Source organism: Lysobacter silvisoli (assembly GCF_003382365.1).
Taxonomy (GTDB): Bacteria; Pseudomonadota; Gammaproteobacteria; order Xanthomonadales; family Xanthomonadaceae; genus Lysobacter; species Lysobacter silvisoli.
Genome location: NZ_QTSU01000003.1, coordinates 151,248 through 175,134, shown reverse-complemented (window position 1 = coordinate 175,134; position 23,887 = coordinate 151,248). Strand labels below are relative to the sequence as shown.

General features: G+C 70.8%; 17 protein-coding genes. 5 read left to right on the top strand and 12 right to left on the bottom strand.

What is annotated here, in order from left to right:
• Positions 1-36 precede the first annotated feature (36 nt).
• The 6 genes from DX914_RS15855 to glyQ all read right to left on the bottom strand — a co-directional run bounded on the left by DX914_RS15855 (position 37) and on the right by glyQ (position 12,692).
• Positions 37-558: a GNAT family N-acetyltransferase gene (locus DX914_RS15855; protein WP_115860525.1), complete on the bottom strand. Its 522-nt coding sequence runs from the start codon at positions 556-558 to the stop codon at positions 37-39.
• A gap of 429 nt (positions 559-987) precedes the next feature.
• The gene (locus DX914_RS15850; RefSeq protein WP_158549354.1) at positions 988-3,180 is read right to left on the bottom strand and encodes a M66 family metalloprotease; all 2,193 of its coding nucleotides are present in this window, start codon (positions 3,178-3,180) and stop codon (positions 988-990) included.
• Between the two features lie 201 nt (positions 3,181-3,381).
• The gene (locus tag DX914_RS15845) at positions 3,382-7,239 is read right to left on the bottom strand and encodes a translocation/assembly module TamB domain-containing protein (RefSeq protein ID WP_115860523.1); all 3,858 of its coding nucleotides are present in this window, start codon (positions 7,237-7,239) and stop codon (positions 3,382-3,384) included.
• Positions 7,240-7,294: 55 nt separating this feature from the next.
• Positions 7,295-9,244: an autotransporter assembly complex protein TamA gene (locus DX914_RS15840; protein WP_231118301.1), complete on the bottom strand. Its 1,950-nt coding sequence runs from the start codon at positions 9,242-9,244 to the stop codon at positions 7,295-7,297.
• Between the two features lie 296 nt (positions 9,245-9,540).
• Positions 9,541-11,751, bottom strand: a complete 2,211-nt coding sequence (gene glyS, locus DX914_RS15835) for a glycine--tRNA ligase subunit beta (RefSeq protein ID WP_115861225.1) — start codon at positions 11,749-11,751, stop codon at positions 9,541-9,543.
• Entirely contained in the window at positions 11,751-12,692 is a 942-nt protein-coding gene (glyQ, locus tag DX914_RS15830; RefSeq protein WP_115860521.1) for a glycine--tRNA ligase subunit alpha, read from the bottom strand. The genes glyS and glyQ overlap by 1 nt, the downstream gene beginning before the upstream one ends.
• 153 nt (positions 12,693-12,845) lie before the next feature.
• On the opposite strand from glyQ, the gene DX914_RS15825 reads away from it, so the two are divergent.
• From DX914_RS15825 to DX914_RS15815, 3 genes are all read left to right on the top strand, one after another.
• A complete protein-coding gene (locus DX914_RS15825; RefSeq protein ID WP_196778954.1) occupies positions 12,846-14,603 on the top strand; it encodes a GspE/PulE family protein in 1,758 nt (585 codons plus the stop codon).
• Entirely contained in the window at positions 14,600-15,328 is a 729-nt protein-coding gene (locus tag DX914_RS15820; RefSeq protein ID WP_115860517.1) for a glutamine amidotransferase, read from the top strand. Before DX914_RS15825 ends, DX914_RS15820 begins: the two co-directional genes overlap by 4 nt.
• A gap of 77 nt (positions 15,329-15,405) precedes the next feature.
• On the top strand, positions 15,406-16,326 hold the full coding sequence (locus DX914_RS15815) for a hypothetical protein (protein ID WP_115860515.1): 921 nt from the start codon (positions 15,406-15,408) through the stop codon (positions 16,324-16,326).
• A gap of 558 nt (positions 16,327-16,884) precedes the next feature.
• Here DX914_RS15815 and DX914_RS15810 read toward each other — a convergent pair.
• From DX914_RS15810 to DX914_RS15785, 6 genes are all read right to left on the bottom strand, one after another.
• Entirely contained in the window at positions 16,885-18,075 is a 1,191-nt protein-coding gene (locus DX914_RS15810) for an MFS transporter (RefSeq protein WP_115860513.1), read from the bottom strand.
• A 116-nt stretch (positions 18,076-18,191) separates the two neighbouring features.
• Positions 18,192-18,974, bottom strand: coding sequence for a twin-arginine translocase subunit TatC (gene tatC, locus DX914_RS15805; RefSeq protein WP_115860511.1), 783 nt, complete (start codon positions 18,972-18,974; stop codon positions 18,192-18,194).
• Positions 18,961-19,365: a Sec-independent protein translocase protein TatB gene (gene tatB / locus DX914_RS15800; RefSeq protein WP_115860509.1), complete on the bottom strand. Its 405-nt coding sequence runs from the start codon at positions 19,363-19,365 to the stop codon at positions 18,961-18,963. The genes tatC and tatB overlap by 14 nt, the downstream gene beginning before the upstream one ends.
• A gap of 41 nt (positions 19,366-19,406) precedes the next feature.
• Positions 19,407-19,640: a Sec-independent protein translocase subunit TatA gene (tatA, locus tag DX914_RS15795; RefSeq protein WP_115860507.1), complete on the bottom strand. Its 234-nt coding sequence runs from the start codon at positions 19,638-19,640 to the stop codon at positions 19,407-19,409.
• A 121-nt stretch (positions 19,641-19,761) separates the two neighbouring features.
• A complete protein-coding gene (locus DX914_RS15790) occupies positions 19,762-20,619 on the bottom strand; it encodes a lipid-binding SYLF domain-containing protein (RefSeq protein WP_115861223.1) in 858 nt (285 codons plus the stop codon).
• 145 nt (positions 20,620-20,764) lie between these two features.
• A complete protein-coding gene (locus DX914_RS15785; protein ID WP_115860505.1) occupies positions 20,765-21,742 on the bottom strand; it encodes a DUF4350 domain-containing protein in 978 nt (325 codons plus the stop codon).
• A 160-nt stretch (positions 21,743-21,902) separates the two neighbouring features.
• Here DX914_RS15785 and hemH point away from each other — a divergent pair, with 160 nt between their 5' ends.
• Together hemH and DX914_RS15775 are read left to right on the top strand one after the other, a co-directional pair.
• Positions 21,903-22,892, top strand: a complete 990-nt coding sequence (hemH, locus tag DX914_RS15780; RefSeq protein ID WP_115861221.1) for a ferrochelatase — start codon at positions 21,903-21,905, stop codon at positions 22,890-22,892.
• A 29-nt stretch (positions 22,893-22,921) separates the two neighbouring features.
• Entirely contained in the window at positions 22,922-23,797 is an 876-nt protein-coding gene (locus DX914_RS15775) for an alpha/beta fold hydrolase (RefSeq protein ID WP_115861219.1), read from the top strand.
• Positions 23,798-23,887: the final 90 nt, after the last annotated feature.

The following is a 23,887-nucleotide window of genomic DNA, read 5'->3' as shown; positions in this document are numbered from 1 at the left end:
GCCGAAGCGTTAGCCCAGCCCCACCAGCAGCGGCACTTAAACCGGCGCCGTGGTGTACACGTGCAGCGTCTCGGGAACGCCGTTGTCGGTGCTAGGCAGTTCGCGCTCGAAACGCAGGCCCAGCCGCTGCAATACGTTCACCGAGCCCTGGTTCGCGGGCAGGGTGATCGCCAGCACGCGCGGCAGTTGCAGGGTGACCAGCGCATGCTCGAGCACCGCCTTGCACGCCTCCACCGCGTAGCCGCGCGAACGGTGGCGGGGCAGGAAGGCGTAGCCGATGTCCGGATCGGGCAGGCTGTCGCGGCGCAGCACGCCGGCCATGCCCAGGGTCTCGCCGGTTTCCTTCAGCTCCACCGCCAGCAGGCCGTGGCCGTGGCGGCGGTAGCTGGCCATGGGCCCGTCGCGCAGATAGCGCTGGGCGTCGTCGGCATCGCGCACGCCGCGGTCGCCGATGTTCTGCAGAAAGTCGCGGTCGTTGAGCAGCTCGACGATGAAGGCGGCATCCTCGGGGCCCAACTCGCGCAGACGCAGGCGCAGGGTGTCCAGTTCGATCTTCACGGAAGCATCCTAGGGGAAGCGATGATTCGAGTGTGGCTGCTTGCGCAGGCCCGGCGCCAGTGCATGTGAACGTCGAAGCCAGGAATTGCAAAGCCCATGGCGAGCGGTATCAGCATTGCCGCAGAAGCCTCGACCGCCTTGTCGCGGCGCTGCTAGCAGAGCCTGTTCACCCGCTTCGGGGCAGGACGGCGCAAGCCGCGACCTTGCTATCACGTCACATCGCGCTGGCGCCGGCCAGCGAGTTTTCGCGGTCGCAGCTTACGCAGCTCCTACAGTCGGAGCTGTGGCATTGCGCTTCCTGTGGGAGCGACATGAGTCGCGATGGCCGCACGCGAGGTCGAATGCTCGGCCCTCGCGCAATCGCGGCTCGCGCCGTTCTCTGAACCCAAGGCGACGCCTGCGGCGCCTTGTGGTGCGCGCCGCGCCCCATCAGCGCCGCAACAAGCGCGGCAGCGAATCGCGCATGTCGTAGAGGGGCGGCCGCGATTCGCTTTCGGGCCTGACCGGACCTCCGGGACACAGCGGTGCGGGCAGGGCCGAGCGCGGCGCGGCGACCGTGGCGAGTTCGGTGCAGGTGGCTTCCGCAGCGCCCATGCTTGCGGCCTGCGCGCGCATCGCGACGGGGGCGCCCGGGGCGATCGGCACGCCCTGGCCGCGGTACGGGGTGTCGCGCATTTCGATGTGCTCGCGCACTGCCAGCGCCGTCGGATTGGCCGGCAGGCCCTCCCAGGCGCGCGGGGTGTCGAGCAGTTCGACCTTGCGCAGCATCGCGTCGCCGGGGACGTTGATCACCCAGGTGCGGAAGCTGTCGTCGTCCTTGGGATCGCTCGCGCTCGCCGGCGGCGCGGTCGTCGGGCCCCACCAGGATCGGAAGCCGCCCTGCAGCAACACGTGGCGCACGCGGCCGTCGGCGTAGGTCACGCGCAGGCTGTAGTCGCAGCCGCTGGCATGGCAGTACCAGGGCACCGGCCCGGTGTTGGGCACGATGCTGGCGCGCTGCGCGGCGTCAGTGGGGTCGATCGTGCGCAGCAGGTTGCCGCGGTGGCTCAGGACCGGATAGATCTGCGAGACCTCGGGCGTGCCGGCCAGGCTGTAGGTGATCGCGATCGCATGCACCGGCACGTCGCGCTGCAGCGGCAGGCCGCCGTCCAGGCCGTACAGGCCCTTGTCGACGGTGATCCGTTCGACGTTGACCCAGCGCCGGTCCAGGCTGTCCCAGCGCTTGTAGCCGCCGGGGAAGGCGGCGTCGGCGACGATGCTGCCGCCGTCGTACACGCGCCGGCCCTGGTCGTCGTTGCGGGCGACGCCCTCGAAGTGGCGTTGCATCATGGCAGTGCTGTAGTCGGAGAAGGTCGCGAAGCGGTAACCCGCGGCTTCGTCGCCGGAACCGCTTTGCATGGGGTCCTGCTTGATGCAGCGCCCCTGCGCATCGAGTTGTCGCGGCGTGCCGGCGAAGGTGTCGCCGCGGCAGTTGGCGTAGCGCGAGGCGGTGGAGGGCACGAACGGCCCCAGGAACTGCTTGCGCACGCTGTCGTAGCCCCAGGCCGAGCCGTTGAGGCTGCCGGCCAGGTACGGGTAACGGCCGCCCTTGTGGCCGTCGTCCTGATGCGGCAGGCCCATGGCGTGGCCTTGTTCGTGCACGAAGATGCCGCGGTAGTGATGGTCGCCGACGCCGGTGTCGCCGCCGACCGTGCCCAGGCCGCCGCCGGGACTGCGGTACACGCCGCTGGCGTCGAACATGATCAGCGGCGCGTAGTACTGCACCGGGCCGTCGGACTCGCCGTTGGCGTGAAGCAGGCCGCCCAACACATCCAGCACCGCGCCCATGAACTCGTAGCCGGCCTGTTCCTGGTTGGTGTTGCGGGCGACATAGGCCGGGCGGCCGCCGTTGGGCCCGACCACCAGCAGCGGCCATTGTGCGAGCCGCGCCGGATGGTTCTGCGCGATCACGCTGGCGACCGGCCACTTGGCGTAGAGCTCGTCGACCGTGGCGGCGTCGGGTACGGCGGTGGTGGCCAGCGGGATCGAATTGAGCTCGTTGGCGCCGAACAGGTAGAAGGGCAGCACGCGCAGGGTGACCGGGCTGTCGGCGCCGATCGAGGGCGAGCGGAACGCGCCGGCGGCGTAATTGTCGGCGATCGCTCGCAACTGCAGGCCGGGCGCGAGCCAGCTGGCCGGCAGCGTGGCGCTCAGGCTGCCATACGGCGGCGCCGGACCCGCGGCTTCGGTGGCCGGCAGCGAGGTCGTCAATGCGATCGCGCCCAGGCGCTGGCCGTCGCGCCAGCCTTCGATCTTCGGATTGATCGCGTTGTCCGCCGCCAGCTTGATCAGGACCAGCGTTTCGCGGTTGCCGACCGCGTGCAGCTCTTCCTTGGCATTGGCCAAGGTCCACTGCAGGCCCGCTTCGGGCACGACGTGGGTCTGCGCCAGGTGCAGCTGCACGATGTCCAAGGGCGTGCTGAAGGGCGCCGCCTGCGGCGCGTTCCACACCGCTATCGACGCGCCGCTGGCTGCGTCGGCGGCCGAAGTTCCGTCGGCGTCGGCGGCGTCATGGGCACCGGGCGTGCACGCGATCAGGCAGAGCGTAGCCGTCAAAGCGGCGGCGAGTGGATGTAGGCGCATGGCGTTCCCGTTCGGCGAAAGGGCGGCCGTTGCGCCGCGCGCAAATCTTGGCGCTTGCGGGTGTGCGAAAGCGATGGCGGCGGCGGCGCGCACCACGGATCGCTTGTGATGCCGTTCGCGAATCGAGCACTGACTCGCTCGGCGCCGGCGATTCGGTCCCGCTATCGGGTGTCGCTGTCGGTTGTACGAACGCCGAAGCCGCTACTTTTCCTTGCGCCAGTTGATCGACGCGCGGTTCTCCAGCGTGCTGGATTCGATTTCGATGTCGAAGCCCTTGCGCAGCAGGTACTTCAGGGTCAGCACCTGGCCGGTGCCGAGCAGGGATACGCCGTAACCCACGTACAGGCGCGGCGAGAGGTATTTGCCCACGCCCAGCACCGAGCCGCCCAGGGCGCGGCTTTCCATCACGCCGGCATCGTCCAGGCCGATCTTGGCGCCCAGCTGCGAGGCCAGCAGGCTGCCGCCGGCGGACAGCGCGGCGTTGGCGGCGTTGAGCTGGCGGCTTTCGTCGCCGCTGACGCTGGACAGCGGACGGCCGAGGGCGAGGTAAGCCAGCGCTTCGGACTGCGAGCTGGCGGGGTTGGACCATACATTGACCTGCGGCGCGCTGGCGCGGCCGCTGATGTCGACGCCGGCGGTGACTTCGCCGACTTCGCGCTCGGCGCGCACGTCCAGGATCGGATCGGACACCGGGCCGTTGGACCAGGCCAGGTGGCCGCGGGTGATCTGCAATTTTTGGCCGTAGGCGCGGTAGCGGCCGGACACGTCGAGGCGGCCGCTGGCGGTCATCTCGCGGCCGGGGCGTGCGCGCACGCGCATCTGTCCTTCCAGGCTGCCGTCCAGGCCGAAGCCATTGAGTTTGACGTCCTCACCCAGGGCCAGGGTCAGGTCCAGGTCCAGCGGCGCGCTGGCGGTGCGCTCGGGGTCTTCCGGGTCCAGCACCACCACGTCCGGCGAGGCCGACACGCCCTGGTCCAGGCGCTCCAGGTCGATGCGCGCCTTGGGCACGCCGACCTTGCCGGTGACCTGCAACGGCTGGCGCGCGGCGTAACGCACGGTGAGTTCGGGGTCGGCGACGGCGTGCAGGTCGCGGGTGTCGGACATGAGCACGTTCTTGCCGCGCAGGTTCAGCACCAGCGGCGTGTCCTCGCCCTGCCAGCCCAGGGTGCCGTCGATGTTCAGCGTGCCTTCGCCCGAGCGCACGCTGCCGGCGATGCGCGCGCTGCCGTCGGCCTGCGCGTCCAGGCGCACGTCGCCGTCCTGCAGGGCGATGGCCAGCGCCGGCAGTTCGGTGCTGAATTCGCTCAGCCGCGCCTGGCCGCTCAGGCGCGGCGCATCGCGGGTGCCACTCAGGCCGATGCGGCCGTCGAGCTTGCCTTTGGGCTCGACGATGTCGGGCGAGAACAGCTCCACCCAGGTCAGCTCGTCGGTGTTGATCGCCACTTCGCCGTCCAGCGGCGAGTAGGCGTCCCAACCGGTGGCGATGCGCGCATCCACGCGGCCGTCGTCGTTGAGCACCGCGCCGAGTTCGGCGTCGATGCGGCGCGGATCGAATTCGGCGCGCAGGCTGAGGTTGCCGTAGCGCACCGGCTCGCGGCGCGAGCGTTCGGAGAAGCGCAGGCCGCCGCTGGCCGAGGTCACGGTGGCCTGGCCGCGCCAGGCGTTGCCGACCGGGCGCAGCTGGCCGTCGACGGTGATGTCGCCGCGCAGCAGCCAGGGCCGGCCGTCGGCGCGCGCAGGCAGATACGGCTGCGCCAGCGTCAGCGGCAAGCCCTGGCCTTTCACGTCCAGGCCGCGACGCGGCCAGTCGGCGCTGGCGCACAGCGAGCCGCCGCCGCTGCTGGCCAGGCAGGCGTTGCTGAGCGCGCCGTTGTTGCCGTCCCAGCGGAACTGCGCGGCCTGCTGCAAACGCCAGGAAGCGCCCTTGCTCGGCGTGAGCTGCAGCGTGGCCAGTGCGCCCTGCCAGGTGGCGCCGCGCTTGTCGGCGTGGCCGGACAGCGCCAGCGTGCCGATCTCGCCGCGCGCTTCGCCCTGCAGCTGCAGCGCTTCGACCGCGCCGCGCGCGTCCAGCGCGATCGTGTCCATCGGCAGGCCGGCGTCCAGACCGGTCGCGCGCAATTCCAGCGCGCCGCCGCGGCCGCGCCAGGGCAGCCTGCCCTTGGCCACCAGCGTCTGCGCGCTGTAATCGCCGTACTTCAGGCCGCTGCCGGTGAGGTCGGCATCGACGTTGGGCGCATCGCGCGCGCCGCTGAGCTTGAGCGTGCCGCGCACGCTGCCGGCCGTGCCGGGCAGCAGGTCGGCCAACTGCAGCGGCGCGAACTTCGCGTCCACGTCCAGGGTTTGCGCGAGTTTGCCCTTGGCGTCGATGCGGCTGCCGCCCAGGGTCAGGGCCACGTCGCCTTCGTAGGCATCGTTGCTCTGGCCGGTGGCGGCGCCGTGCATGAGGAAACGGCCGCGACCCTGCAACGGGCGGTCGCGCAGGCGGCCGCCGAGCTGGCTGGCATCCACCGCGATCTCCAAACCGCCGTCGGTGCGGGTGTCGCCGCGCGTGAACAGCTTGCCGTTGACCGCGCCCTTCCAGTCCGGCGCGAAGTAGCCCGGGTCGAAGCCGGCCAGGGTCGCATCGAAATTCCAGCCCAGCTTCGGCGCCCAGGCCACGTCGCCTTGGCCGTCGAGGCGGCCGGTGGGCATCTGCACCTGCAGCGTTTTCAGATTCATGCGCTGGTCGTCGCCGCGGCCGTCGAAGCGCACGATCGCGGCCTGACGATCGCGCTCGATACGCGCGTTGCCGATCGCGGCCCAGGCTTTGACCGTGCCGGCGAAGCCCAGATCGGCATCGGCGACGATGGCCGGCGTGGCGCCGACGGGCACCGGCGTCTTCGCCGTCGGCGCCGGCGCGGCGCCGCCCCAGCGCAGGCCGCGCGCGTTGACCGCGAACTTGAAGCGGCCGTTCCCGGGATCGGTGAAGTCGGCTTGGCCGCGCAAGGTGGCGGTACCGTCGAACAGGTGCAGCGCCAGCGGCTGCACGTCCAGCACCTGCTTTTCCAGGCGCAGTTTCGACGGCAGGATTTGCGCGCGCAGATCGCCCTGCTCGAACAGGCCGCTCAACTCGGCGGCGCCGCCGACGCCGTGCATCTCGAACTGCGCGGTCATCGGCGTCTCGCTGGGCGGCGCGCCCGGCGTGAGCAGCAGGCCCAGGTCCAGCGCGTCGGCGCGGCCGCGCAGCTGCCAGCGCGGATCGTCCTTGCCGCGCAGCACCAGGGTGGTGCGCACCCGGCCCGGCGCGTAGCCGGCCAGGGCCACGTCCATGCGCGAGAGGTCGCCCTTGGCCACCAGACCCAGCCGCGGCGGCGTGCGCCCGGCCGGCGCCGGCAGCACCGCGGTGGCGACCAGATCGGTGCGGTAGTCGTCGCGCGGCGCGTACTCGCCGTGCAGGCCGATGCGGCCGCGATCGCTGTCGATGCCCAGCCTTTCGACCTTGAGCTTGCCGGTCTGCGCATCCAGGCCGCCGCGCAGGCGGCGGATGTCGATGAGGTGTTCGCCGGCCTGGCTGATCTTCATCCGGTCCACGCGCACGTCGTCGGCCTGCAGCGACAACGGCGGGGCGATGTCGGGCAGCACGTCGGGCCAGCTCGGCAGCTCGAAGGGCTCGTCGCTCTTGGGCAGCTCCAGCGTCGCGTCTTCGACCTGCAACGCGTCCAGCCGCAGCTTGCGGCCCAGCAACGGGCGGATCGCGGTGTCCAGGTAGACGCGTTCGGCGCGGAAGTCGATGCCCTCGTAGGCGAAGTGCACGCCGCGCAGGGTCAGCGGGCCCGACGCGGGGCCGTCGGCGTCGCGCCAGGTGAACACCGCGCCTTCCGGCAGACGCGCCACGATCTGGTTCAACAGCACGTTGCGGCCGCCCACCGTGGCCAGCAGCCAGTACAGGGCGAAGGCGATCAGCAGGGTCAGCGCGCCGGCCAGCGCGCTGCTGCGCCAGGCCCAGCGCCGCGCGGCGGCACGCCGGCGCTGGCGGCGCTCGGCAAGCAGTTCGGCGGCGGTTTTGGGCGTGTCGCTCATGTCCGGGTGCGGTCCGTCGTGTAGCCAGAGAGTGCGCTGCAGGTGTTGCTTGCGCTCAAAGATCGGCGCCGATGTTCAAATACAACTGGAAGCCGGAATCGGGATCGTTGAGTCCGCGCGCGATGTCCACGCGCAGCGGCCCCACCGGCGAACGCCAACGCAGACCCACGCCCACGCCGGTGCGCCAGTCGGGCGTGCCGTCGAAAGCGCTGCCGCTGTCGACGAACACCGCCGCGCCCCAGCTGTCGTTGAAATACTGCTCGAACTCGATGCTGCCGGTGGCCACGTTCTTGGCGCCCACCGCGTATTGCTTGCCGTCGCTGCCCAGGATGCGCGGGCCGACTTCGCGCCAGGCGTAACCGCGGATGCTGCGGTCGCCGCCGGCGAAGAAGCGCAGGCTGGGCGGCATGTCGATCAGCGCGTTGGTGAAGGTATGGCCCAGTTCGCCGCGTGCGATCAGGCGGCTGCGCGCGCCCAGGCCGCGGTACCAGCGCGCGGTCGCGTGGGCCTGGCCGAAGCTGGCATCGGAACCGGCGCCTTCCAGGCCGCCGCGGATCATGAAGGTCGCGCCGAAGGCGTCGCGCGGGTAGATGCGATCGTCGGCGTCGACGTACTCGGCGCGCAGCGAGGGGTAGGTGAAAGTGGCGTAGCGGTATTGCACCGGCGTAGTGTCGTCGCCGTCGTCGTCGGCCACGTAGGCCCAGCGCTCGCGCAACGCGTGCAGCGACGCGGTCGCGGTCCAATGGCGGTCGACCTGGCCGCTGCGGCTGGCGACGATTTCGATGCGGCGGTTGTCGATGTAGTCGGTCTGTTCGTCCGCCATCTGCGCGCTGAAGGTGTACCAGCCGTCCAGCCAGGCGAACGCGGGGATGCGGTACTGCAGGGTCGCGGTCTTGCGCTTCTCGGCCCAGTCCACCTGCGCCAGCGCCTTGTGGCCGCGGTCGTTGACGTAGCGCCGCTCCACGCCCATGCGCACGCCGGCGCCGCTGTCGGTGCCGAAGCTCAGGCCTGCGGTGTAGATGCTGCGCTTGGCCGGGGTCAGGGTGACCTTGACCGGCACTTCGCCGTCCACCGCGTTCTCCGGCTGCGGTTCGATGTCGATGCTGGCGAAGTAGTCCAGCCGCGCCAGCGATTCGCGGAAGCGGTCGAGCTTGCCTTGGTGGTAATAGCTGCCCTGGTCCCAGTACACCAGCTTGTCGAGCAGGCTGTCGCGGATGATGCGCTTGGGCGTCTGCTCGAAGCTGATCGGGCCCATGTCGTAGCGCTCGCCGCTGGTCCAGACCAGGTCGATGTCGGCTGCGCGCTGCGCGCGCGTCACTTCGACCCGGCGCGAGCTGAAATCGGCGTCGAAATAGCCGCGCTCGGCCAGGCGCCGGGTGATCTTGGTCTTGGCCGCTTCGTACAGGCCGTGGTCGAACACGTCGCCGACATCGGGCTTGAACGCGGCCAGGTCTTCCTTGAGGTAACGGTCCTGGCTGCCGGCGCCGAGGATGGCCACATCCGAGCGGCGCACGCGCACCGGTTCGCCCTTGTCGACGGTGATGACCACGGCGACCTTGGCGTTGGAGCGCTGGCGCGGTGCGTTGGGGTCGCCGCTGTCGGCCGGCGCCGCGGGCTCGCTGCCGGTACTGGCAGCGGCGCTGGGCGGCGCGTCGGCCGCGGGTACGGCCGACGCATCCGTGGGCGCGGCGGTGGTGGCGGCGTTGTTGCGCGCGCCGTTGCCGCCGGTGCGGGTGTCTTCGACCTTGATCGTGGGCGAGTAGTAGCCGAACGGCTCCAGCGCTTCGCGGGTTTCGTCCTCGGCCTCGCGCAGCAGGTAGGCCAGGCGCCGGCCGGACACGTCCTTGCCGATCGCGTCCACCAGCGCCAGCGAGGTGCGCACGTTGAGGGTCATGGCCTCGTCCAGACCGCGGATCTCCACCGTGGTCAAGGTGGCCGCCTGGGCCACGCCGGCGGCTCCAAGGGTCAGGGCGGCGGCGAGGATCAGGCGGGGGACGGGGGGCATGCGGTCAGGATAACCAACGAATGCGCGCCTTGCTTGCGCGCACGTGGCGATCGGGCGCGACGTTAAGCGCGCGTGATGTGTTGTGGAGAGCGGCACCGCATGTGTGCAGCCATTTGCTCATGCTGTTCCCCCCTTTTTTGGGCGGTAGGGGGGATTTGCTTTTGAGCGTTAGAGCAAGCAACAGCAAAGGCAAGAGCAAATCCCCCGCGTGCGCTGCGCGCCCGCAGCCCCCTTTTTCAAAGGGGGCAATCCATGGAGTTCGCTCGTGCCGCGCAAGCGCCGCAGCGCCCGCATCGTCAAATCGACAAATGCTCGATCGCCGCCACGCTGCCCAGGCGATCCGACAGGCGCTTGAGCAATGCCAACCGATTGTTGCGCACGGCCGCATCGTCCACGTTGACCATCACGCCGTCGAAGAACGCGTCCACCTGCGGGCGCAGCCGCGCCAGGCGGCCGAGCACGGCGACGTAGTCGCGCTGCGCGAGCAGCGGGTCGGTGTCGGCCACCGCGGCCTCCACCGCCGAAGCCAGCTCGCGCTCGGCATCCACCGCGAACAGCGCCGGATCGATGGCCGTGGGCAGTTCGCCTTCGACCTTCTTCAGGATGTTGCGGATGCGCTTGTTGGCCGCGGCCAGGGCCTGGGCCTCGGGCAGTTGGGCGAATTCGGCGATCGCGCGCAAGCGGCGATCGAAGTCCAGCAGCGAGGCCGGGCGCAGCGCGGCCACGGCTTCGAACTGCTGTACCGGCACGTTCTGCTCCAGGCAGTAGCTGCGCAGGCGGTCGAGCACGAAGCCGACCAGTTCCTGCACTTCCTCGGCGGAGACCTCGCGCTGCTGGTTCTCGGCGAACGCGAGCAGGCGGCCGCGCTCGTCGCGCTGGATGCCGTCGTAGGCCGGGCCGGCGACTTGCGCGCCGCCCTTCTTGTTCGACGCTTCCAGCGTGGCCACCGCATTGATCTGCCACTGCGCATCGCGCAGCGCGGTGCCGATCAGTGCCGGCAGATCCAATTCCAGCTCGCCGCCGATGATGGTGCGCACCAGACCCAGCGCATTGCGGCGCAGGGCGAAGGGGTCCTTGTTGCCGCTGGGCTTGAGGCCCGCGGCGAAGGCGCCGGCCAGGGTGTCCAGGCGCTCGGCGATGGCCACGGCGCGGCCCAGCGGCGAGGGCGCGATGCCGTCGCCGGCATTGCGCGGCATGTAGGCCTCATCGATCGCGGCGGCCACTTCCAGCGGCTCGCCTTCGACCGCGGCGTAATAGCGGCCGGCGATGCCCTGCAGTTCCGGGAACTCGTTGACCAGGCGCGACTGCAGATCGTTCTTGGACAACGCGGCGGCGCGGCGCGCCAGCGCGGGGTCCACGCCGATGCGCTGCGCCACGTCCTGCGCCAGCGCGGTCACCCGGCCGACCTTGTCGGCCACGCTGCCCAGCTTGTCCTGGTACTTCACCGTCTTCAGGCCGTCGCCCATCGAGGCCAGGCCCTGCTTCATGTCTTCGACGAAGAAGAACTTGGCGTCGGCGAAGCGCGGACGGATCACGCGCTCGTAGCCCTTGCGCACCTCGGCCTCGTCGCGGCTCTCGATGTTGGCGATGCCGACGAAGCGCTCGCTGAGCTTGCCGGCCGCGTCCAGCACCGGGAAGAATTTCTGGTTGGCTTCCATGGTCGCGATCAGCGCTTCCTGCGGCACGGCCAGGAACTCGTGCTCGAAGCCGCAGGCCACGGCCTTGGGCCATTCGACCAGGCCGTTGACCTCTTCCAGGATGCCCTCGTCGATGCGCGCCACGCCGCCGGCGGCGACGGCTGCGGCGGTCACTTCCTGCACGATGCGCTCGCGGCGCTCGTCCGGATCGACCAGCACCTTGGCCCCGCGCAGGAACTCGACGTAGTCCTCCGGCGCGCTGAACCACACCGACTTGTCGTGCATGAAACGGTGGCCGCGGCTCATGCGGTCGCTGCGCACGCCCAGCACCTGGGCGTCGACCACGTCCTTGCCCAGCAGCACCACCAGCCAATGCGCGGGACGGGCGAAGCCGTACTCGTGCGCGCCCCAGCGCATGGGCTTGGGGATGGGCATGGCGGCGAGGGCCTCGGCGATCACCTCCTGCAGCAGCTCGGCGGTGCGCGCGCCGGGCTTGACCGCGCGGTGCACGAAACGCTCGCCCTTGGCGTCGCTGGTCTTCTCCAATGCGCTCCAGTCGATGCCGGCCTTGGCCGCGAAACCCTGCAGCGCCTTGGTCGGCTGACCGTCGGCGTCCAGGGCGATGTTGAGGTAGGGGCCCAGCACTTCGGACTTCTGCTCGGGCTGCTCCACGGCCACGCCCTTGAGCAGCACGGCCAGGCGGCGCGGGGTGTACAGCGGCTTGGCACCGTCGCGGTCGAAGCCGATGCCGCGCCTGGACAGGCCGTCGATCACGCCGTCGAAGAAGGCCTGCGCCAGGCCGGGCAGGGCTTTGACCGGCAGTTCCTCGGTGCCCAGTTCGATCAGCAGCGGCTGCATGGCGGCGGACATCACGCGGCCTCCTGCGCGGCGTCGCGCTTGAGGCCGGGGAAGCCGAGTTTTTCGCGTTGCGCGTAGTAGGCCTCGGCCACGCCCTGGGCGATGCGGCGCACGCGCAGGATGTAGCGCTGGCGTTCGGTCACGCTGATCGCGCGGCGCGCGTCGAGCAGGTTGAAGGAGTGGCTGGCCTTGCAGACCTGGTCGTAGGCCGGCAGCGGCAGGCCCAGTTCGATCAGCTTCAGCGCCTCGCGCTCGCAAGCATCGAAGCGGTGGAACAGTTCGGCCACGTCGGCGTGCTCGAAGTTGTAGGCGCTCTGCTCGACTTCGTTCTGGTGGTAGACGTCGCGGTAGGTCACCGGGGTGCCGTCCGGCCCGTAGGTCCAGACCAGGTCGAACACGTTGTCCACGTTCTGCAGGTACATGCACAGGCGCTCGAGGCCGTAAGTGATCTCGCCGAGCACCGGCTTGCACTCCAGGCCGCCGGCCTGCTGGAAATAAGTGAACTGGGTCACTTCCATGCCGTTGAGCCAGACCTCCCAGCCCAGGCCCCAGGCGCCCAGCGTGGGCGACTCCCAGTTGTCTTCGACCAGGCGCAGGTCGTGCACCAGCGGGTCCACGCCCAGCGCCTTGAGCGAGTCGAAGTACAGCTCGACGATGTTGTCGGGGCTGGGCTTCATCGCCACCTGGTACTGGTAGTAGCGCTGCAGGCGGTTGGGGTTTTCGCCGTAGCGGCCGTCGGTGGGACGGCGGCAGGGCTGCACGTAGGCCGCGTTCCACGGCTCCGGACCCAGCGCGCGCAGGAAGGTCGCCGGGTGGAAGGTGCCGGCGCCGACTTCCAGGTCCAGCGGCTGGATCAGCACGCAACCCTGCTCGGCCCAGTAGGCGTTCAGGCGCTGGATCAGCTGTTGGAACGTCGGCGCAGCGGCGGCGATCGTGGGCGAATTCGCAGACATGTTCAAAGAGTGCGTTACGCGGGGCGCGCTAGTATAGCGGCCGCCCCCACGGTGTCTGAGCAGGCAGGAGCGGTTCTGGTGAACGGTACGTACGGGGACGCGACGCAGCGGCAACCACGGCCAGGCGCCGAACCGGCCCCGGGCGCGCAGCGCCTGCCGCCGGGCCGGCTGAGCCTGGAGCGGGTGGCCGCGGCCCTGGCCCAGGACGGGCTGATCGGCCCGGCCGACGTCAAGCGCGTGCAGCTGCCCGCCGGTGCCCGCCATGCCAGCGACGTGCACCCGCTGGTGCTGATCGCCAACCTCAAGCTCGCCGGCCAGGCGCCGGGCACCGAACTGGGCCTGGAGCGGCTGACCGAATGGCTGGCCGGCGTCACCGGCCTGCGCTACCTGCGCATCGACCCGACCCGGGTGGACGTGCCCGCGGCCGCCGCGGTGGTCTCGCACGCCTATGCGCGCCGCCACCGCATCCTGCCGCTGGCGGTGAACGCCGACCGCGTGCTGATCGCCACCAGCGAGCCGCTGGACCTGGACTGGCTGCCCGACGTGCGCCACCTGACCCGGCGCGAGATCGAGCTGGCGGTGGTCAATCCGCTGGACCTGCACCGCTACACCATGGAGTTCTTCGGCGTCACCCGCTCGGTGCGCGGCGCCCGCGACGGCAACCGCGAGCACGCCGCCGGCATGCCCAGCTTCGAACAGCTGGTCGAACTGGGCCGGGTCGGCGAGGTCGGCGCCGACGACCACCACATCGTCCACATCGTCGACTGGTTGCTGCAGTACGCCAACGAGCAACGCGCCTCCGACATCCACCTGGAGCCGCGCCGCGACATCGGCCGGGTGCGTTTCCGCATCGACGGCGTGATGCACAAAGTGTTCGAGATGCCGCCGCCGGTGATGAATGCCGTGGTCAGCCGGATCAAGGTGCTGGGGCGCATGGACCTGGCCGAGCGCCGGCGCCCGCAGGACGGCCGCATCAAGACCCGCTCGCCGGGCGGGCGCGAGGTCGAAATGCGCCTGTCGACCATGCCCACCGCCTTCGGCGAGAAATGCGTGGCGCGCCTGTTCGACCCGGACACCGCGCTCAAATCCATCGACCAGCTCGGTTTCAGCGCGCGCGAAGCCGATGGCTGGAACGACCTGGTGCAGCGCCCGCACGGCATCGTCCTGGTCACCGGCCCCACCGGTTCGGGCAAGACCACCACGCTGTATTCCACGCTCAAGCAGCTGGCCACGCCGGACGTGAACGTGTGCAGCGTCGAGGACCCGATCGAAATGATCGCGCCCGAGTTCAACCAGATGCAGGTGCAGCCGGCGATCGATCTGGATTTCGCCAGCGGCGTGCGCACCCTGCTGCGCCAGGACCCGGACATCATCATGATCGGCGAGATCCGCGACCTGGAGACCGCGCAGATGGCGGTGCAGGCCGCGCTGACCGGCCACCTGGTGCTGTCGACCCTGCACACCAACGACGCGGCATCGGCGATCACCCGCCTGCTCGACCTGGGCGTTCCGCACTACCTGGTCGCGTCCACCCTCAACGGCGTGCTCGCGCAGCGCCTGGTGCGCACCCTGTGCCGGCACTGCAAGCGGCCGACCCAGCTCAGCGAGGGCGACTGGGCCTCGCTGCTGGGCCCGGGCCAGGCGCCGCCGGCGCCGGCCGCGCCGCAGGCGCCGGTGGGCTGCCTGGAATGCCGTCGCACCGGCTACCTGGGCCGGGTCGGCCTCTACGAACTGCTGCCGATCACCCCCGGCCTGCGCCGGATGATCCGCCCCGACCTGGACCTGGCCGCGTTCAACCGCGCCGCCGCCGCCGAGGGCGTGCGTTCGCTGCGCGCGGCCGCGGCCGAAAAGGTCGCGCTGGGATTGACTACAATTCCGGAAGTCGTGTCGGTATTGCCCCCGCAGGAATGAACAGCGCCCCCTTCTTGATCCTCGAGACCGGTCAGCCGGTGGCCTCGATGCGCCGCCATCGCGGCTTTCCGCATTGGATCCGTGTGGCCGCCGGGCTGGAGCGCGACCAGGCGGTGACGGTCAACGTCGAGGCCGGTCAGGCGCTGCCCTCGCGCGAGGGCTTCGCCGGCACCATCGTCACCGGCTCCGGCGCCATGGTCACCGACCGCGCCGAGTGGAGCGAGCGCAGCGCGGCGTGGCTGCGCGAGGCCGCGCACGCGGGCATGCCGCTGCTGGGCATCTGCTACGGCCACCAATTGCTCGCGCATGCGCTGGGCGGCGAGGTCGGCGATCATCCGCAGGGCCGCGAGATGGGCACGGTGGCGCTGGAACTGCACGACACCGCCGGCAGCGACCCGTTGTTCGCCGGGCTGCCGCCACGCTTCGGCGCCCAGGCCACGCACCTGCAGACCGTGCTGCGCGCGCCCGACGGCGCGACCGTGCTCGCGCGCTCGGTGCACGACGCCTGTCACGCCTTCCGTTGGGGCGATCGCGCCTGGGGCGTGCAGTTCCATCCCGAATTCAGCGCCACGCACATGCGCGGTTACGTGCGCGCGCGCCAGGACGCGCTGCGCAACGAAGGCCGTTGCCCCAAGACCATCGTCGGCGACATCGCCGCCACGCCGCACGCGCGCCGCGTGCTGCGGCGCTTCGTCCACCACGCGCGCGGCCTGCACGGCCGCTGACGCCAGGGACGTTGCAAACGCAACAGCAGATAACGCCATGCGGCCGGGAGCCGCAGGCAGACAGAGGAACGGATCGGATGACCCAGCTTCGCAAGGTGCCGCTCGCTCAGGGCGTGCAGTGGTTCGTGCAGGCGATCAACATCGGCGCGCGCAATCCGCGCGCGGTGTTCGGCGCGGCCTTGCTGTTCATCATCACCCTGTACGCGTTGGCGGTGCTGTTCATGCTGCCGGTGGCGGCGTCGATGGGCGAGGGCGCCGCGCCCGATCCCAAGCAGCTGTTCCCGGTGGTGGCGGCGCTGTTCCTGATGCTGGTGTTCGTGTTCCCGATCCTGCTGGGCGGGCTGATGCACGTGATCCGCGAGGCCGAAGCCGGCCGTCCGGTGCGCGCGCGCGACCTGTTCGCGCCGCTGCGCACGCGCAAGGCCGGCCCGCTGGCGCTGCTGGGCGCGATCCAGATCGCGCTGGCGGCCATCGGCGTGGCCCTGGTGGCGGTGCTGGCCGGCGACGATTACTGGTCCAACCACATGACCGCCATGCGCAACGCCATGAACGGCGCGGTGCCGGTGATGCCCGAGCCGCAGCATCCGCTGCTGATGATGCTGGTGCAATTGCTGTTCAATTATTTCAGCTACGCGCTGCTGCTGTTCTGCGTTCCGCTGATCCTGTTCTCGCACCTGGGCGTGGGCGATTCGCTGAAGGCGGCGCTGCGCGCGTCGGTGTCCAACATCGCCGCCAACCTGCTGGCCAGCGGCCTGTTCGTGGCCGGTATGCTGGCGGGCACGCTGGTGGTAGCGCTGGTGGGTTTGCTGGTCGGTGTGATCGGCGCGCTGATCCACCCGGCGCTGGGCGCGATCCTGTCGCTGCTGGTCTACGCCGCCTTCGGTTCAGCGGTGCTGGTGGTGCTGGTCGGCGGCAGCTATCTGGCCTGGCGCGACACCTTCGGCGACGAAGCCGCCCCCACGCCGCCGCCGTCGTCGAACACCCACATCGAGGCCTGACCGTTCCTGCCGCGGACGCTGGCTTTGGGGTAGGAGCTGCGTAAGCTGCGACCGCGAATCCGCACCTACGACGAACGCTGCGGTCTCTGCGGGATGCGCTTTCCGTAGGAGCGGCGTGAGCCGCGATCAGCTCCGAACTCGCGAAGGTGTGTGGGTGTGCTGGTTGAAGCAACAGCAACAGCTTCCGTCCGCAAGCGGCCGGGTAACTTTCTTTTGATAAGCGTCAAAAGAAAGTGACCAAAGAAAAACGCTGCCCCAGAGCTCCCTTGCGAGATCGGAGCGCGCGCGGGGATTTTCCGATCGGGCCTCCTGCCCGAGCGGAAAACGGCGCACGTCCTGTGCGCCGCCCTTCGGGTCTTCTATTGGGGCGGCGAGTTCGGTGCCCGATCAAGAGCATTCGCGCTTTGCGCTCATCCCCTCACCCTAGCCCTCTCCCGCTAGCGGGAGAGGGGATGCATTCGACGCGGTTGCTGCTTTAGCCCCTCTCCCGTTCACGGGAGAGGGGTTGGGGTGAGGGCGCGCGGGGCTGCAAACTCGCGCCGCATCCCCAGCAAAAAATCACGCCGCCTCGCCCACCGGCGCACGCTGCTGCAAATCCTTCCGCGCCCACAGGTAGATCAGCAATCCACCCACCGCCGTCGCCGCGCCGATGTAGCCGGTGCTGGTCCAGTCGTAGCCGGCGCTGATGGCCAGGCCGCCCAGCCAGGGGCCCAAGGCGTTGGCGGCATTGAAGGCGGAGTGGTTGGACGCGGCGGCCAGGGTTTGCGCGTCGGCGGCCACGTCCATCAGGTGCGCCTGCAGCACCGGTGCCAGCGCGCCCATGGTGCCCACGGCGATCACCGCCGGCAGCACCGACCACAGCGACTGCGCGGCCAGCGGGAACACCAGCAGCAGGGCGGTGGACCACAGCAGCACCGCGGCGGCGGCGCGGAACTGCAGGCGGTCGAACAGCCAGCCGCCGGCCAGGTTGCCCAGAATGCCGCCGATGCCGAAGGCGATCAGCGCCAGCGGGGTCCAGGATTCGGGCACGCCGGTGACGTGGATCAGGGTGGGCGCCAGGTAGCCGAACACGCAGAACATGCCGGCGAAACCGATCGCGCCGATGCCCAGCGCCAGCCACACCGGCGCGCGGTTGAAGTCGCGCAGTTCGCGCATCGGGTCCTGGCGGCGTTCGTTGGGATCGGCCGGCAGCAGCTTGGCCACCAGGGCTACCGTCAGCAGCGCGATCAGCGCGACCAGGCCGAAGGCGTAACGCCAGTCCAGCACCTGGCCCAGCCAGGTCGCGAACGGATTGCCGATCAGCAGCGCGATCGCCAGGCCCAGCAGCGGCCGGCTCACCGCCACGCCGCGCTGTTCCGGCGGGCTGATCGCGGCGGCCACCAGCGCGGCCACGCCGAAGTAGGCGCCGTGCGGCAGGCCGGCGATGAAGCGGAACAGCAGCATGGCCGGGTAGCTCGGCGCCAGCGCGCTGGCCACGTTGCCCAGCGCGTAGAAGCCCATCAGCGCCAGCAGCAGCGGACGCCGGCGCAGGCGCGCGCCCAGGATCGCCAGCAGCGGCGCGCCCACCACCACGCCCAGCGCATAGGCGCTGACGGCATGGCCGACTTGCGGTTCGTTGATGCCCAGGCCGCGCGCGATGTCGGGCATCAGGCCCATCACCGCGAATTCGCTGGTGCCGATGGCGAAGCCGCCCATGGCCAGCGCGAACAGGATCAGCGCGACCTGGCGTCGCGAAAGAGGGTGGGTCATCGAAACGTCCCGGGGCAGGGACCGCCATTATGCTGCATTGCAGCAACGGCCGAAGCCGCAGGTCCGCATCGCAGCGTCCCGTCAGCCGAACGACGCCGGCGCGATCGCCGCTGCGGCTATTCCGGCGCCGACTCGCTGGGCGCGCTGCGCGGCGTGATCCAGCGCGAAGCCAATATGCCCAGCTCGTACAGCAGGCACATCGGAATGGCCAGCATCAGCTGCGAGACCACGTCCGGCGGAGTGATGACCGCGGCGATCACGAAGATGCCCACCACCGCGTAGCCGCGCGCCTCGCGCAGCTGCTGCGGCGTGACCCAGCCCAGCAGCACCAGGATCACCAGCGCCACCGGCAGCTCGAAGCTGGCGCCGAAGGCCAGGAAGATCACCAGCACGAAATCCAGGTACTTGCCGATGTCCGGGGTCATCGCCACCACCGAGGGGGTGAACTTGACCAGGAAGCCGAACACCGCCGGCAGCACCAGGAAATAGGCGAAGGCGCAGCCGGCGTAGAACAGGGTGACCGCCGAACCCAGCAGCGGCAGCGCCAGGCGCTTCTCGCGCTTGTACAGGCCGGGCGCGACGAAGGCCCAGGCCTGGTACAGCAGCCAGGGCACGGTCACGAACAGCGCGGTGAAGAAGGCCAGCTTGACCGGCACGAAGAAGCCGCCGGCCGGATCGTAGGCGGTGAGCTTGCCCGAGTCGGGCAGCTTGCCCAGCAGCGGGCCGGCCAGCAGGGCGAAGATGTCGGCCGCGAACGGCAGCAGCGCGAGGAACACGATCAGCAGGCCGACCACGGCGCGCAGCAGGCGCGCGCGCAGTTCGATCAGGTGGTCGAGCAGGCGCAGTTCGGCGCCGCCGGCTTCGTCGGCGGCTGCGGCGCGGGGGTCAGCGTCGTTCATCGGCGGGCGCGGTGGGGGTGGCGTCGGCCGGCGCGTCCAGCGGGGCGGCGGTGGGTTCGGCCTGCGCCGGCTCGTCGTGGCGGTCCAGCGCCTGCACGCCTTGTTCGGCCTCGCGCAGCTCGCGCTGCAGGTGGTCGCGGCTTTCGTGCAGCTGGTTGCGCAGGCTCTCCTGCGCCTCGCGCAGGTCGGCCTGGGTCTCACGCAGGCTGCGGCGCAGCTCTTCGTCGGCCAGTTCGCGTTCCAGTTCGGACTTCACCGAATACCACTGCGCGCGCGCGCGCCGCACCCACAGGCCGGCGAAGCGCGCGGCCTTGGGCAGGCGTTCGGGGCCCAGCACCAGCAGAGCCACGACCGCGATGACGAAGATTTCGGAGAAGCCGATGTCGAACATGACCGCGCGCCGGTAACGCCGGGTGAGCCGCTAACGCGGGCTCAGCGCTGTTCGTCGTTGTGCGAGGACGCGTTGGCGTCTTTACGTGCCGCCTCGTCGCGGCGGGTTTCGTCCGACAGCTGCGCCGCCGGCTTGTCCTCGTCCTGCACGCCCTTCTTGAAGCCCTTCACCGCTTCGCCCAGGTCCTGGCCGACGTTCTTCAGGCGCTTGGTGCCGAAGATCAGCACCACGACCAGCAGCACGATCAGCCAGTGCCAGAGACTCAAACCGCCCATGAGGAATTCCGCCGAAGTTGGGACGCTGAGGATACCGCAAGCCCTGTGACAGAGCTCGTGACTTCGGACAGGGTCGCAGGTGAATGGGGCCACGTTTCCGCAGGTGGCCCCGAGAGCGCCGTTAAGGCAAAGGTTCGACCTTGGTCTGGTTGGGATCGTCAGTCTGGACCGGGGCCGGCTGGGTGCTGGCCGGCGCGGGCGCGGGCGCGGCGGCCTGCGCGGGCGGGGCGGCGCCGGTTTCGCGGTAGACGGTGGCGCCGGTGGCCGGGCGCGCCGGCTCCTGGCGGTTGGCGCGGGCCACGGCGCTGGCTTCCTCCAGGCGGTCGCGGAAATCCACCACCGACTCCGACGGCGCCTGCGCGGCGCGGCCTTCGAAGATCATGCGCGGGGTGGTGCCGTTCCCGTAGACCACCTGGTTGGCCTGGTCGTCGATCTGCAGCACCGCGCCGTCCAGGGCCACGCCCGCGAACAGGCCGCGCGCGCGCGACCACGACCAGATCTCGGCCTTGAGCTGGCCGTCGGTGGCCGCCGCCGCGCTGCGGCCGACCGGGCCGGCGGCGACGCCGGCATCGGCGCCCAGGGTGACCTTGCCGTTGACGATCGAGTCCAGGCCGCGCTCGCCGCGGAACACCAGCACGATGTCGGAAGACTGCACGCCGGCCTGGAAGCCCACGCTGCCGCCGGTGAGCTTGACGAAGCTGGGGTTGGACCAGGTGCCGTCGGGGTTCTTGACCGAGACCAGGCCGTGGCCGCGGCGGCCGCCGACCACCAGGCCGACCTTGAGCGTGTCGGGCACGACCACGATCGCGCGCGCCTCGTCGAACAGCTTGTCGGGAATGGCCGATTCGGGAATCTGCTGGATGTCGCCGAGCACGCGCACCGCGTTGCGCGCGCGCTCGTCCTCCTCGGGGCCGGCGACGGCGGCGGTGGCGGCAAGGCCCAGGCACAGGGCCAGGCTCAGACTGAGGGCGCGGGGCAGCGTACGGGACATGGCGGACTCCGGCGGGGCGTACGAAGAAGTACAGCGAAGGGAAAGGCCGCGCGGCGGGCGCGCAGCGCGCCCATGGTAAGCAACCGCGACGGTCACGGCATCGGCCCGAGGCTAACGGCGCGGCGATGAATCGCTACGGAACTGCGCCCTTATGGTCGGGCTTCGCATCCAGGCGCCCCGACAGCCAATGCGCGATGTTGAGCGCGAGCTGGTAATTGCGTTCGGCGCCCGGCGCGTTCATGCCCATCGGTCCGCCCCGCGCGCCCTGGCGCTGCGCGCTGAACATCGCCGCCTCGCCGAAGAACGCCGCGCGGCCCTTGCCCAAGCGCAGCACCGCGCCCTGCGACCAGCCACCCACGTCCAGGCGCGGCGTGTCGGCATGGAACTGCCAAGCCTGCGCCGGCTGCAGCGAGACGTAGCCCGGCGGCAGCGTCAGCACCGCCTCGGCACGCGGCGGCAGGCGGAAGGCCTGGCCGGTGAAGCTGCGCACTTGCTCGATCGCCTCGCCGGCGTTGGCGCCGCGAGTGACCGCGTGTTCCGCCAGGGTGCCGTCGCTGCGGCGGAACACGGTGGGCTCGGCGAACAGCGCCGCGCGCCGCTGCGGGTCGGCGTCGAAGCCCGGCATGGCGAAGCCGTCGGTGAATTCGATCCCGAACGCGCGCGCCAGCGGCGCGGCCGCGCCGGCCAGCGGCATGTGGTCGGCGATCAGCCACAACCGGCCGCCGCGCTCGACCCAGCGCTTGACCGCTCGCACCTCGGCGTCGGCGAAAGCCGACGGCGTGGGCGAGGGGTATTCGTTCCAGGGCCGGTCGCTGGGCTGGGCGTTGGCGATCACCAGGATCGAACAGGGCTTCAGCGCGGCCGCGTCGAAGCGCGCGCGCAGCGGCTGCACACGGTAGCCGTCGCGGCGCAGCAGTTCGCCGAAGGTCCAGTAGCGGCCGTCCAGGGTATGGAAGTTGTGGTGGCCTTCGTCCAGGCACAGCACCGGTCCCTGGCCGGCCGGGTAGGCCGGTTCGGCGATGTCCGGGCGGTAGTCGCGGTCGGCGACCTGCTGCGCGGCGGCCGGTAGGCCGGCCAACAGCACCAGGGCGGCAAGGGCGGTCGTGCGCATGCGGTCGGCTCCGGTGCCCGAATGGGGACGCGAACGCGCCGCGCGCGCCGCCGTTGACATCATCGCCCATCGCGGCGGGCGCGGGCGCCTATCGCAGCGATCGGAACATTCGATGCCGTGCAGATTCCGCCGCCGTGCCCGCTGCTGTCATCCTATGCCGATGCCAGCCCCCGCCAGCACCGACGCCGCCCGCCCCGACACCGCCCTGATCCTGGTCAACCTGGGCACGCCCCAGGCGCCGACCGCACAAGCGGTGCGCCGCTACCTGTCCGAATTCCTGCACGACCGGCGCGTGGTCAGCCTGACCCGCTGGCTGTGGTGCCCGCTGCTGCACTTCGGCATCCTGCCGCTGCGCTCGGGCCGGGTCGCGCACAAGTACGCCAGCGTCTGGATGCCGGGCGAGGACGGCGGCTCGCCGCTGGCGGTGTACACCCGGCGCCTGGCGCGCGAGCTGCAGGCCGAGCTGCCGCAGCTGCAGGTGATCGACGCCATGCGCTACGGCCAGCCTTCGCTGCATGCCACCCTGCGGCGCCTGCGCGACCAGGGCGTGGCCCGCGCGCTGGTGCTGCCGCTGTACCCGCAGTACTCCACCACCACCACCGCCTCGGTCTGCGACGTGCTCGCGCGCACGCCCGGCCCGGCCGCGCGCATGGTCGATCACTACCACGACGACCCGGGCTGGATCGCCGCGGTCGCCGACTCCGTCGCCGCGCACCGCGCCCGACACGGCGCCGGCGATCACCTGTTGTTCTCCTTCCATGGCCTGCCGCAGCGCCTGGCCGACGAGGGCGATCCGTACCCGCGCCAATGCGAGGCCAGCGCGCGCGCGATCGCCGCGAAGCTGGGCCTGGGCGCCGGCGACTGGACCCTGGCCTATCAATCGCGCTTCGGCCGCGAGCGCTGGCTGGAGCCGGCCACCGCCGACAGCCTGCAGGCGCTGGTCGCGCGCGGCGCGCGCCGCATCGACGTGGTCGCGCCCGGTTTCGCGGTGGACTGCCTGGAAACGCTGGAGGAAGTGGCGATGATGCTGGCCGAAGACGTGAGCAAGGCCGGCGGCGAACTGCGCTACGTGCCCTGCCTCAACGACACGCCCGCACACGCCGCGGCGCTGGCGGCGATCGCGCGCCGCGAACTGGGGGCCTGGGCATGAGCGGCGACGGCGTGAGCGCCGGCGCGGCGATGCGCGAGTTCGTGGTCGACACCGCGTTCGGCCGGATCTGCGGCCTGCGCAACCACGTGCCCGGCGCGCCGCGGCTGCTGGCGCTGCACGGCTGGCTCGACAACGGTGCCAGCTTCGTGCCGCTGGCGCCGCATCTGGCCGGTTTCGATCTGGTCGCGCCCGACCTGCCCGGCCACGGCGCCAGCGCGCATCTGCCGATGGCGGCCGAATACACCCTGGTCGCCGCGACGCGCGCCGCGTTCGCAGTGGCCGATGCCTTGGGCTGGGAGCGCTTTTCCTTGCTCGGGCATTCGATGGGCGGGGCCGTGGCCAGCACCATGGCCGCCGCGGTGCCGCAGCGGGTGGAACGCCTGCTGTTGATCGAAGCGCTGGGCGGATTGTCGGAAACCGAAGACCGCACCGCGGCGCGCCTGCGCGGGGCGTTCGCCAACCTGTCGCAGCTGTCGTCCAAGCAGCTGCGCGTGTTCCCGGACCTGGCCACCGCGGTGCGCACGCGCATGATGGTCAACGGGCTCAGCGAACCGGTGGCGCGGCTGCTGGTGGAGCGCGGCCTGGCGCCGGTGCCGGCGGGGCGCGCGGCCGAAGGCATGGCCGGCGGCTACGTCTGGCGCAGCGACCCGCGCCTGACCATGGCCACCTCCGTGCGCATGACCGAAGGCCAGGTGCGCGACCTGATCGCCTCCATCGCCTGCCCGGTGCGGGTGATCCACGCCGAGCCCGCGTTCCAGTACTTCGGCACCGAACTGCGCACCTCGCGCAGCGCGCTGCTGCGCAATGGCGACAGCGTCGGCGTGCAGGGCAGCCATCACCTGCATATGGAAGATCCGGTAAGCGTCGCCGCCGCGATCGGCGATTTCCTCACCCGCCCGCTCTAACGCGTCGCGCTTCGGGGTAGGAGCGGCGTGAGCCGCGACCGCGCCAATGCGATCGGCCGCGGCAGCGTCGACAACCGATTCATCCGATCG